8 protein-coding genes are annotated in these 11,726 nt (G+C 73.2%); 4 read left to right on the top strand and 4 right to left on the bottom strand.

The features are described from left to right. Window positions 1-75: 75 nt before the first annotated feature. The 3 genes from HHX41_RS18590 (at window position 76) to HHX41_RS18580 (ending at window position 4,600) form a co-directional block, all read left to right on the top strand. Window positions 76-3,405 (top strand): BTAD domain-containing putative transcriptional regulator, encoded by a 3,330-nt coding sequence (locus tag HHX41_RS18590; protein ID WP_182906974.1) that lies wholly within the window; start codon window positions 76-78, stop codon window positions 3,403-3,405. A 91-nt stretch (window positions 3,406-3,496) separates the two neighbouring features. Further along, the gene (locus HHX41_RS18585; protein ID WP_310742052.1) at window positions 3,497-4,129 is read left to right on the top strand and encodes a hemerythrin domain-containing protein; all 633 of its coding nucleotides are present in this window, start codon (window positions 3,497-3,499) and stop codon (window positions 4,127-4,129) included. A 6-nt stretch (window positions 4,130-4,135) separates the two neighbouring features. Continuing rightward, window positions 4,136-4,600 (top strand): nitroreductase/quinone reductase family protein, encoded by a 465-nt coding sequence (locus HHX41_RS18580; protein WP_182906973.1) that lies wholly within the window; start codon window positions 4,136-4,138, stop codon window positions 4,598-4,600. A gap of 114 nt (window positions 4,601-4,714) precedes the next feature. Here HHX41_RS18580 and HHX41_RS18575 read toward each other — a convergent pair whose 3' ends face one another. Both HHX41_RS18575 and HHX41_RS18570 read right to left on the bottom strand, forming a co-directional pair. Continuing rightward, window positions 4,715-6,535, bottom strand: coding sequence for an MFS transporter (locus tag HHX41_RS18575; protein ID WP_310742051.1), 1,821 nt, complete (start codon window positions 6,533-6,535; stop codon window positions 4,715-4,717). 202 nt (window positions 6,536-6,737) lie between these two features. After that, window positions 6,738-7,337, bottom strand: coding sequence for a TetR family transcriptional regulator (locus tag HHX41_RS18570; RefSeq protein ID WP_169984420.1), 600 nt, complete (start codon window positions 7,335-7,337; stop codon window positions 6,738-6,740). A gap of 125 nt (window positions 7,338-7,462) precedes the next feature. Here HHX41_RS18570 and HHX41_RS18565 point away from each other — a divergent pair, with 125 nt between their 5' ends. Beyond that, entirely contained in the window at window positions 7,463-8,887 is a 1,425-nt protein-coding gene (locus HHX41_RS18565; RefSeq protein ID WP_182906972.1) for a serine/threonine-protein kinase, read from the top strand. Between the two features lie 54 nt (window positions 8,888-8,941). Here HHX41_RS18565 and HHX41_RS18560 read toward each other — a convergent pair whose 3' ends face one another. Next, window positions 8,942-10,138 carry an NAD(P)/FAD-dependent oxidoreductase gene (locus HHX41_RS18560; RefSeq protein ID WP_182906971.1) on the bottom strand — a complete coding sequence of 399 codons (1,197 nt, stop codon included), beginning with the start codon at window positions 10,136-10,138 and terminating at the stop codon, window positions 8,942-8,944. A gap of 49 nt (window positions 10,139-10,187) precedes the next feature. After that, window positions 10,188-11,723 carry a wax ester/triacylglycerol synthase family O-acyltransferase gene (locus HHX41_RS18555; RefSeq protein WP_182906970.1) on the bottom strand — a complete coding sequence of 512 codons (1,536 nt, stop codon included), beginning with the start codon at window positions 11,721-11,723 and terminating at the stop codon, window positions 10,188-10,190. Between the last annotated feature and the right edge of the window lie 3 nt (window positions 11,724-11,726).

The following is an 11,726-nucleotide window of genomic DNA, read 5'->3' as shown; positions in this document are numbered from 1 at the left end:
GCCCGGCCGCCCCTGTAGCGGATGCCGCAATTGTGACTATGCCGAGGGTGGAACGATCCCTATGCTCTCCTCGAAATGGTGCGTTTATGGGTTCTCGGCCAGTTTCGGGCCGAAGTGGGCGGGCACTCGGTCGACCTCGGACCGCCGCTCCAGCGGGCGGTGCTGGCGAGACTGGTCTGCGCCGGCGGGCACGTGGTCTCGACCGACCGGTTCATCGACGATCTGTGGCAGGGCCAGCCCCCGCCGAAGGCCCTGGGCGCGCTGCAGGTCTACATCTCCAACCTCCGCCGCGCCCTCGAACCCGACCGCGCGCCGCGGACTCCGGCGAGGGTCCTGGTGACCGCTCCACCCGGATATGTGCTGCGCCTCGACGCCGACGCCGTGGACGCGTGGCGCTTCCCCACGCTGATGGACACGGCGTCGAGTCTCCTCAGCGAGAGCAAGCCGGCCGAGGCGCTGCGCACGCTCGACGAGGCCCTGTCGCTGTGGAAGGGGTCCGCCTTCGCCGAGTTCGGCGACGAGGACTGGGCGGTGCCGGAGGCGGCCCGGCTGGAAGAGATGAGGATGCTGGCCGCCGAGTATCGCGCGGAGGCGAAACTCGCGCTCGGCCGGCACGCCGAGATCGTGCCGGAGCTGGAGCGGCACGTCGCCGACCACCCGCTGCGCGAGGACGCCGTACGTCTCCTGGCCCTCGCCTACTACCGCTCAGGGCGGCAGGCCGACGCCCTGGCGGCGCTGCGCAGGACCCGGGCCAAGCTGGCTGAGGAGCTGGGCATGGACCCGGGCCCCGCCCTGCGCGCCCTCGAGGCCGGCATCCTCACGCACAGCGAAGCCCTCGACGCGCCGAAGACCGCCGCCGCGCCGGTGAATCCCACCCCGCCGGCCCCACCGCCCCCGGCCGCCCAGACCCCGGCCACGCAGTCATCGGCCGCACCGAAGGCCGACGCCGCGCCGGCTCGGATGATCGGCCGTACGGCGGAGCTCGGCCGCCTGGTCTCCGCCGCCGAGCAGGCCAGGCACGGGTTCCGCGTGGCCTGGCTGGGCGGCGACCCCGGCGCGGGCAAGAGCACGCTGGCCGACGCCCTGCTGCGGCGCCTCGGCGACGAGGGCTGGCGGGCCGCGGTCGGCCGGTGCCCCGAGACGCTCGGCGGCGTGCCGCCCGCGTGGGCGTGGACCGAGGTCCTGCGGACCCTGTTCGCGGTCCATCCCCCCGACCCCGGCACGGAGGCGCGGCTCGCGCCCCTGTTGCGGGAGGACTCCCCCGGCGCCGGTCAGTTCCTGCTGGCCCAGGCGGTGGGCGACTACCTGGAGAGCGTTCCGGGGCCGCTGCTGCTCGTGCTGGAGGACGTCCACCGCGCCGACGACGCCACTTTGCAGCTGCTGCGTCATCTGGCGGCGAGGCTGGCGGGCGTCCCCGTTCTGGTGGTCCTGACGCACCGGCCGTCGGAGGCGGGCGACCATCTGATGGCGGCGGGGGCCGCTCTGGCCGTGCAGACGGCGGAGAACGTGACGCTCGCGGGGCTGGGCGAGGACGATGTCCGCCGCCTGCTGCTGGAGCGCTCCGGGGTGGAGGCCGACCCGCACACGGTCCACACGGTCACGGAACGGACCGGCGGCAACCCGCTGTTCGTGGCCGAGACCGCGCGACTGATGGCGACGGAGGGAGCCGCGGCGGCCCGCTCGCTGCCACCCGGGGTCCGCGACCTCATCCGCAGGCGGATCGCCCGCCTCCCCGCGACCGCCCAGACGACCCTGCGCAACGCCGCCGTCATGGGCAGGGACGCCGATGTCGACGTGCTGGTCGCCGTGCAGAACGCCGACGAGGAGACCGTCCTCGACGGCCTGGAGGCGGGAGTGCTCGCCGGGCTGCTCACCGAGCCGGCTCCGGGCATGGTGCGGTTCACCCACGTGCTCGTCCGCGAGACCCTCTACGAGGACATCCCCCGGCTGCGCCGTACACGGCTGCACGCGAAGGTCCTCGCCGCGCTGGAGGGGGTGCACCCGGGCGACGTCGGCGCGCTCGGTTACCACGCGCTGGCCGCCGCCACGGCGGCCACCGCGCGCGAGGCGGCGCGGTACGCGCGGACGGCGGCGGCGCAGGCGTCCGGCGTCTACGCCCACAGCGAGGCGGCGAGCCTGCTGGAGGGCGCGCTCGACGCGCTGGAACTGGCGACCGAGCCCTCGGACGACATCCGGCTCGAACTGCTGTGCCGTCTGGTCTCGGCGCGGGCGAGCGCGGGCGACATCATCCGGGCCACGGCCATCCGCGGACGCGCCCTGGCGCTGGCCAGACGACTCGGCGACGTCGGGGCCCTCGCCCGCGTGGCGGTCGCCCTCGACGCCCCCATGATCTGGCAGAACGACAACGAGCTCGACGTCGACATCGTGGAGACCATCCACACCTGCCTGCCCACCGCGACGGGCGAGCTGCGGTGCCGGCTGCTCGCCGCCCTGGCGCAGGAGATGGGCGGCCACGACGAGGAGATCGTCGACAGCGCGAGCGCCGAGGCCGTCGAGATCGCCCGCGACCTCGCCGATCCCCGGCTGCTGTGCCTGGCGCTCGCGGCACGCTACTGGGCGACCTTCGTGCCGGGCCGCCGCGACGAACTGGAGCCGGTCGGGCACGAGCTGCTGGAGGTCTCCGCCCGCGAAGGGCTGCTCGGCCACCAGACGCTCGGCCACCACGCGCTGTGCATGGTCGCGCTCGGCCGCAACGACTGGGCCACGGCCGAACGGCACGCCGGGCGGGCGGTGGAATACTCCACGAGCGGCCAGCTGGGCCTCGTCCTGGCGATCATCGCGTTCCTCGACGCCCTCCGCCTCCTGGTGAAGGGAGAGTTCGAGCAGGCCGAGGCGGCCTACACGGTTCTGTCGGACCGGATGGGAGAGGCCGGAGGGCCCAACGCCGTCTCCTTCCGCAGCCTGGCCCGGTTCGTGGTGCGCCTCGCCTGCGGCCGGGCGCACGAGTCGGTGGCCGAGCTCGCCGACGCCCGCGCCCGGATTCCCGGGGAGATCGACGAGTTCTACGTCAGAGCGCTGGTCGCCGCCGGGCGTCTCGAGGAGGCCCGGTCGGCCTGGCCGGTGGACCGCTGGCCGACGCGGTGGGTCTACCACACGATCAACCTGGCGCTCCGCGCGGACAACGCGATGGCTCTCGGCGCCCGGGAGGTGGCCGAGGAGTGCTATCGCCTTCTCCTTCCGTTCCGGGAGGAGATGGTCGGCCTGCACACGGTGGCGATCACGCTCGGCCCCACCGGCCTCGTGCTGGGGAGGCTGGCGGAGCACCTGGGCGACCCCGCCGCGGCGGCGGAGCACTACGCCACCGCCGCCCGCGTCGCCGGACAGCTCGACTCACCGCACTGGCGTGAGGAGGCGCTGCGGGCGCCCGACGCGCTGAAACCGTGAGGCCAGAGCCGCCAAGTGGCCGCCAAACAGGCGTTTAGCGGGCGGCGCAACCGTGGTTCCGACACCGATTCGGACATCATGGAGGCTCACCGTGGAGACACCCGACCTCACCGGGATCCGCATCATCCACCGCGCGATGCGCGGCGACCTGCACCGGCTCCGCGCGCTCGCCGAGGACCTCGGGGCGGGACGCCAGCGGGCGGACTCCGCCCGCGCCGCCGCCGTCGCCCGCTACGCGGAGGACATCTGCGGCGCGATCCACCACCACCACAGCAGGGAGGACGAGATCGTCTGGCCGGTCATCGAGCGGTCGGCGGGCGCCGCCGTCGACCTCGCCGACCTCTCCGACGACCACTCCGAGCTCGACCCCCTGCTCGAGCGGGTCCGCGTGGCGGCGCGGGCCTTCGCGGGCGGCCAGGCCGTCTCCGACCTGGCGGTAGCGCTGCGCACGCTGTCGGAGCTCATCGACGAGCACATCGAGGAGGAGGAGCGGAGGATCTTCCCGGTCATCGAGAAGTACGTCTCGGCGGCCGACTGGAAGACGATGGAGAAGTCACTCAAGGGCGGCGGCGACCCGCGCTTCGAGCTCGCCTGGGTCGACCGGTACGCGAGCCCGGAGGAGATGGCGCACATCCGCACGCTGGCCGGGCCGATCCTCAGCCTGCTCCTGACGCTGGCGCGGCCCTCCTACCGGCGCCGCCAGCGGCTCGTCTTCGGGAGCTGAGCGGTCATGGCACGACGCTCCCGTCTGTTCAACAGGGTGATCCGGCACATCTGCGACCGGCAGGTGCGCAGCTACCGCAGGACCGGCGGGCGCAGGCCCGCCACCATGCGCGGCATCCCCGTCCTGCTCCTCACGACGCGAGGCCGCAGGACCGGCCTGCCCAGGACCCGGCCGGTCGGGTACGGCAGGGACGGCCGGCGGTTCGTCGTCATCGCCTCGAACGGAGGCGACGACGCCACTCCCGCCTGGTGGCTCAACCTGCGGGACGACCCCGTCGCGGAGATCGAGGTGGGCGGCGACGGCGGTCTCACCGTGCTCACGGTGCGCGCCGTCGAGGCCACCGGCGAGGAGTACGACCGCCTGTGGCGGACGATGAGCCGGCGGCACCCCGTCTACGAGAAGTACAAGGAGATGACGCGGCGCCGCATCCCCGTAGTGGTGCTCGAACCTCTCGACGCCCTTCCCACGTGACCCCGCCGCCGGACGGACTCGCCGCCGGGCGACGGCCGGGACGACCGCGGGCGGGGGCCGTGTCCGGTCCCCGCCCCGGCCGCACGCGTACTTCGGCGGCCCGCGCCTGCGCGCCTATTCGTCCCGGGCCGCCCGCCGGGCGTCGAACTCCTCGTCCGGGACGACGAGCTCGTTGCCGGCCAGACCGGCCTCGCCGGCGACCGCGGCGAGTTCGGAGCCGAGCGACTCGTGGGCGGCGGCGCGGTGCCTGCGGCGAACCCGGTCGGTCAGCAGCGACGACAGGGCGGCCACCAGGCACGCGGCCAGGGCGAACCAGAAAGCGATGACCAGGCCCTGGTGGAAGGGGCCCGCGATGAGGTGCGGGAAGAACTCCTTGCTCGTCAGATGGGCGCCGCCGTCGGGCAGCCGGTCCAGGACGCCGCCGAGGAGCTCCCGGAACGGGTTGTATCCGAGGAACGCCGCGAACAGCACGGCGATCGGCGGCAGCTGGGCGATGCCCTCGGCCTGCGCGGCGGGCACGCCCTGGGCGACCAGCTCGTCGTGCATGGTGTGCGGCAGCGACTGCGACAGGCCCGCGATCATCAGGCTGAAGAACACGCCGATGGACAGCACCATCGAGGAGTTCTGGAAGGTCGCGGTCATGCCCGCGCCGACGCCGCGGGACTCCGCCGGGACCGAGTTCATGATCTCCGCCCGGTTGGGCGAGGAGAACAGGCCGGACCCGACGCCGTTGACCAGGATGAGCAGCGCGAAGACGCCGTAGCCGAAGTCCGTCGGCAGGGCCATCAGGGCGTAGAAGCTCGCCGCGGTGATCAGGGCGCCGCCGACCGTGAACATCCGCGGCCCGAACCGGTCCGACAGCCAGCCGGAGACGGGCGCCGACAGCAGGAAGCCCACGGTCAGCGGGATCATGTAGATGCCCGCCCACAGGGGCGTCTCCTCGAAGCTGTAGCCGTGCAGCGGCAGCCAGATGCCCTGCAGCCAGATGATCAGCATGAACTGCAGGCCGCCGCGACCGAGGGCGGTGAGCAGGCTGGCGACGTTGCCCGCGAGGAACGCGCGGTTGCGGAACAACGCGAGCCGGAACAACGGCTCGTCCACCCTGGTCTCGATCCAGGCGAACAGCGCCAGCAGCAGGACACCACCGGCGAGCGCGCCGATCACCCAGGGGTTGCCCCAGCCCATCACGCCGGTCCCGTACGGCTGGATGCCGTAGGTGATGCCGACCAGCAGCGCGACGAGGCCGACGGCGAAGGTCGCGTTGCCCCACCAGTCCATCCGCGCCCGGCGCCGCACGCCGTTGTCGCGCAGCTTGACGTACGCCCAGATGGTGCCGAAGACGCCGAACGGCACGGAGACCAGGAAGATCGCCTTCCAGTCGACCGGGGCCAGGACGCCGCCGATGACCAGGCCGAGGAAGGAGCCCGCGATGGCGGCGATCGAGTTGATGCCGAGCGCGGTGCCACGCTGGCGGACGGGGAAGGCGTCGGTCAGGATCGCGGTGGAGTTGGCGAACAGCAGCGCGCCGCCGATGCCCTGCACGATCCGCCATCCGATCAGCCACATCGCCCCGGCGTCGCCGTCCATCCAGGTCAGCGAAAGCATGACCGAGCAGAGGCTGAAGACCGCGAACCCGAGGTTGTACATGCGTACACGGCCGAACATGTCGCCCAGGCGGCCGAACATCACCACCAGCACGGCCGTGACGACCATGAAGCCCATCATCATCCACAGCAGGTAGCCCGTGTTGCCGGGGTCGAGCGGATTGAGGTGGATGCCGCGGAAGACGTCCGGAAGGGCGATCAGCACGATGGACTGGTTGATCGTCACCATCAGGACGCCGAGGGTGGTGTTGGACAGCGCGATCCATTTGTACCGCGAGGGCGGCGCCGACTGCGGCGTCGCTCCCGCCCGGGACTGGTTCGCTACGGCCACGGAGTGGTTCCCCTCCTCTAGGTCCGCACAGCGCACGGCCTGTTTCCGCGCGGCGAGCGACGGACGAACCGTTAGTTAGGACAACTAAATTACCCCGGCCGGATGACATTGATGTATCCCGTCGTGCGCAACAAAGGCCACCATGGGGCCCTTAAACGCTTTTGGGCGTTATCTGATGCGTTTTCGGGCAGCGCCGTCGATGTCAGGACTTGAGCGCGCCGGCGATCACGTCGGCCACGCTGTCCACGACCGTGCCGCGGTCGAGTCCGGGGTTCTCCAGCCACCAGTCGCCGATCGCCTGCACCATGCCGACGAACGCGTGGCCGAGCACCTGGGCGCGCACCGGGTCGGCGACGCCCTCCTCCGCGAGCATCGCGCCCAGTTCCTCGCCGACGCCGCGCACGATGGCGGCCATCCGCGTGCGGGTGCGACTGTCCTCCGCGCTGGCCCGGTGGAACAGGAACCGGTAGAGGTTGGGGTTGGCCGAGATGGTCTCGAGGTAGGCGTCGATGGCGGCGCGGGCGCGTACGCGGGGGTCGGCCATGGCCTTGGCGAACTCCGGGCGCAGCAGGTCGATCACGACACGCGTGTGGCGTTCCGCGAGAGCCTGGTAGAGGCCGCTCTTGTCCCCGAAGTGACGGTAGAGGATGGGCTTGGTGATTCCCGCCTCCGCCGCGATGGCGGCCATCGACGCGTGCGGGCCCTCCCTGCGGATGACCCGGTCGGCCGCGTCGAGCAGGTCCCTGCGCCGCTCCGGACTCCGGCCGCGCTCCCCTGTGCCGCCCGTCGTGAGCCCCGTCATGAGCACAGCATAGGGTCCGTTCCCCGCGTCGCCCCGATCAAGACCGGGGCCGATGGGCGATCACTCCGGTAATGTGCCGGACGCGGGATTTGTGATCGCGGTTTCCGCCGGGTCGGAGGTGCGGGGTGGGCGAGGCGGGCGGGCCGCTGGTGCCGGGCTACGAGGTGCTCGGCGTTCTCGGCCAGGGAGGCTTCGGAGTCGTGTACCGCGCCCGCCAGCTCGCGGTGGGCCGGGAGGTCGCACTCAAGATCGACAACCGGGTGCTCGTCTCCGACCGCGACCGGCGCAGGTTCATGCGCGAGGTGACGTCCGCCGGCGCCCTGTCCGGCCACCCGCACGTCGCCGACGTCTACGACGCGGGCGTCCTCCCGGACGGCCGGCCGTACATGGTGCTGGAGCTGTGCCCCAACGGGTCGCTCGCCGACCGGCTGCGCGACGGCGGCCCGCTCGGCCCCCGCGAGGTGCGCGACATCGGCGTCAAGATCGCCGACGCGCTGGCCGCCGCCCACGCCCTGGGCGTCCTCCACCGCGACGTCAAGCCCGCCAACATCCTGGTCAACTCCTACGGCATGGTCGCGCTGTCGGACTTCGGGCTGGCCACGATGCCGGGGCAGGGCGGCGCGGCGCGGGGCGAGGTGTCGGTGACGCGCGAGTCGCTCACGCCCGCCTACGCCCCGCCGGAGGCGTTCGACCTCACCGAGCCCACGACCGCGGGGGACGTGTACGCGCTGTCGGCCACGTTGTACGCCCTGCTTCAGGGCAGGCCGCCGCGCTTCCCGGACGGCGGCGTGGTGAACGTCGCGGCCATCATGGCGCTGCACCGGCTGCCGATCCCCGACATCCCCGGCGTGCCCGCCGCGCTCACCGCCGTCCTGCGTCACGGCATGGCCAGCGATCCGGCCCAGCGGGTCCGTACGGCCGCCGGACTGCGGGACGCGCTCACCGTCCTGGCCGCGGACGGTTCCGCCGCGGTGGACGGCGCGCGCTCCGCCGGGCCGGAGCGGCCCGGGGCGAGAGGCCCGGCCGGCGTCCCGGAGTGGGGCGCTCCGTCTCCCTCCGGGCCCGCCATGCTCGGACGGCGTCCCGGGGAGGGACGGCCCGCCGAGGCCGGGCACGCCCTCACCGGCCCCGGCGGAGGCGTTCCCGCGCACGGTCAGGACATACGCCGGGCGGCGACCGCGCCGAACGCGGTGCCGGGCCCGCCACCCGGCCTGCAGCCACCCGCTCACCGGCCACCCGTTCACCGGCCGCCACCGGGTCAGCGGACGCGGGCCCCCAGTCAGGGGCCCGTCCCCACGCTCCCGCCGCGCACCGGCATGTCCCGGCAGTCGATCGTGTTCGCCGTGATCGCCGCCGTCTTCGCCCTGCTGCTCACCGCTGGGATCGCCGCGCTGACGCTGGGAGAGGGCGGCCAGGACACGGGGACCCCCGCCGAGTCCGGCGTCACGTCCGGGTTGGGCACGGACGGGTTGGGCACTGACGGGTTGGGCACGGGCGGCGGAACCGGTCTTGTCGCCGGGCACGTCCCTCTCGGCGCCTTCCACGCGTGACGCGCTCCCCGGCCTGCTGGACAACCACCGGAAACACTGACACTCGGTGACCGGTCAGGGCGTGACGATCTCGTCCCAGTCGATCCGGTAGCCGTGCATCCAGCCGAACATCCTGCGCGGGGTGGCGAAGGTCCGCATGGCGATCGGCGCGGTGACGCTCATGAGCATCCGGGCCACGCGACCGGACGCCTTCCTGCTGTTCGTCCTCGCCGCGGACGCCGCGATCTTCTCCACCCTGCCCCGGCGCAGCCTCTCGTACGCGGAGAACGCGGCGGGCACGTCGGGCAGGTCGCGTAGGCAGCGGGCGAGCTGGATCGCGCTCTCCACCGCGAGCGCGACGCCCTGGCCGGAGCTGGGCGAGGGCGCGTGGGCCGCGTCCTCGGCCAGCACCATCCGGCCGCGGTGCCACCGCGGCACCGCGGGCAGGATCTCCAGCGCGCCCAGGGCGGACAGCTCGCCGGCCTCGGTGTGCCGGAGCAGGTCGCCGCCGGGCACGTCGTCCGCGTACGCCTCGCGCAGCACCTCCAGCCATTCCGCCGCGGGCACCTCCCGCGCCTGCGCGGCGGTCATCGGCTCGGGTCGCGGGAGGTTGCCGAACCACAGTGCGCGGCCGTCCGGTCCGGTCCAGTGGCCGAGGAAGGCCCGCCGGCCGAAGACGTAGTGCATGGTGTCCGGCGGGCCGGGCACCGTGAGGTCCGCCCGGCCGCCGAAGGCGATCAGCCCGGCGTACGCCGGGGCCGGTGCCTGCGGATCGATGAGCGTGCGGACCGTGGAGCGGATGCCGTCCGCGCCGACGAGCACGTCGGCGGTCGCGGCGCTCCCGTCGGCGAACCGCGCGGTCACCCCGTCGTCCGTTTCCTCGACGCCGGTGAGCCGCCTGCCGCGCTCGACTCGCACGCCCCGCGCCGCCGCGTGGTCGTGCAGCAGGCGGTACAGCTCCGAGCGCCGCAGGACGTGGCCGGGCGGCAGGCCCGGCACACCCGTGTACACGCCGAACTTCCTGCCCCGGCCGTCGGCGATGACCGTGCGCCTGATCGGCCGGCCGCTCGCCTCCACGGCGTCGGCGCCCCCGATGATCCGCAGCGCCTCCAGGCCGTTCGGCGCCACCTGCAGCCAGCCGCCGAGGCCGTCGGCGGGCGTTTCGTACGCCTCGTGGACCGTGGCCTCGATCCCCGCCCTGCTTAGTGCGAGCGCCGTGACCGGGCCGGCGATCCCGCCCCCGATGACCAGCGCCGTCCTGACCCCTGTCACCCTCGTCCTCCTTCGCCCCCCACCACTCTCCGGCGCGGGACGAACAAGATCAACGGGTCTGCGGGAAATTCTCGCGACCCGGCTCCGCCGGCTTCCGCGCCCTGCGCGTACGGCGCTGGGCCCGGCCGGCCAGAGCGCCGTACTCGGCCAGCGAGTCCCCGAGATAGTCGATGAGGTCCCACACGTCGGGCACCATGTCGCGATCGGTGACGATGCCGAAGCCGAGCCTGCCGTCGTAGGAGAAAACGGTGATGTTGATCCCCCCGCTGACGTCCGTGATCACCGACATGGGGTAGAGCGCGGTGACCCGGGCCCCGCACACGTAGAGCGGAGTCTGGGGCCCCGGCACGTTGGAGACCATCAGGTTCATCGCGGGAGCCGCACGCGAGGCGATCCGGAAGGCGGACCTGGCCGCCAGCGCGCTCAGCGCGGCCGGCATCGCCTGGCTGAACTCCAGGAGCCAGGCCGCCGGCGCCGCGGCGAGCCGTTCCTTGATCAGCCGCATCGAGCGGTTCACCGACAGCAGCCGGTCGCGCGGGTCGGCCACGTCCGTCGGCAGGGTGGTCATGGTCAGCATGACCTCGTTGGCGGCCGATCCGTTCGCGGCCTGCCCCCGGGTGGAGACCGGGATGCCGACGACCAGCGGCTGACGGGGCAGCTCGTCGCGCTTGACCAGCCAGCGTCGCAGCGCCGTGGCGCACATCGCCATCACGACGTCGTTCACGGTGACGCCGAAGGCGTTCTTGATCCGCTTGACCTCGTCCAGCGGCAGCTGGCCGAACGCGAACCGGCGGTGCCGTGTGATCCGCCCGGAGAACGGCGTGCGCGGCACCACCGTGCGCGGCAGCTCCGGCAGGCTCTCGGCGGTTCCGCTGCCGATGCCGCGGACGAAGCGCGAGACCAGCCCCGCCCCCGGGAGCTGGGCCACGAACGGCACCTCGTCCAGCCGCGGCATCGCCTCGGCCACGAAACGCAGCAGGGCGAACGGGTTGTCCAGCACCCGCGCGACGCCCCTGATGATCATCTCCACCGCGTCGGGGGCCTCCTGCGGCCCGGCCTCCGGGAGCGGCACGTCGGCCGGGAGCGACACGTCGGCCGGTTCGGTCTCGAAGTCCATCAGCGCGGCCAGCACCTCGGTCCCCGTGACGCCGTCGACGGCGGCGTGGTGGACCTTCGTGTAGATCGCCACCCTGCCCTCGGCCAGGCCGTGGATCAGGTAGATCTCCCACAACGGCCGCCCCCGGTCGAGCCGCGCCGCGTGCAGCCGGGCGACCTGCTCGGCGAGCTTGTGGTCGTCGCCGGGAGGAGGCAGCGCCAGGTCCCGTACGTGGTAGTCGAAGTCGATCTCGCGGTCCTCGGCCCAGTAGGGGTGATCGAGTCCGAAGGGCACCTGGACCAGCCGCCTGCGCAGCGGCGGCGCGAGATGGAGCCGCCGTTTGAGCAACGCGATCAGGTCCTCGCGGGTCAGCGCGCCGCCCGGCCTGCCGGTGGGGTCGAGGATCGTGAGCGCCGCGATGTGCGCGAGGTTGGTGGCCGTCTCGAAGTTGAGGAACTGCGCGTCGAAGGCGCTGACTTGCTGTGCCATGCC

This window comes from Microbispora sp. H13382 (assembly GCF_014161445.1).
Classification (GTDB): Bacteria; Actinomycetota; Actinomycetes; order Streptosporangiales; family Streptosporangiaceae; genus Microbispora.
Note: the sequence above shows the minus strand (reverse complement) of the source record. Positions and strands in the feature narration are given on the sequence as shown.

Coding starts and splice junctions, on each gene's coding strand:
- HHX41_RS18590 (WP_182906974.1), top strand. CDS start 76: ATGGTGCGTTTATGGGTTCTCGGCCAGTTTCGGGCCGAAGTGGGCGGG.
- HHX41_RS18580 (WP_182906973.1), top strand. CDS start 4,136: ATGGCACGACGCTCCCGTCTGTTCAACAGGGTGATCCGGCACATCTGC.
- HHX41_RS18570 (WP_169984420.1), bottom strand. CDS start 7,337: ATGACGGGGCTCACGACGGGCGGCACAGGGGAGCGCGGCCGGAGTCCG.
- HHX41_RS18555 (WP_182906970.1), bottom strand. CDS start 11,723: ATGGCACAGCAAGTCAGCGCCTTCGACGCGCAGTTCCTCAACTTCGAG.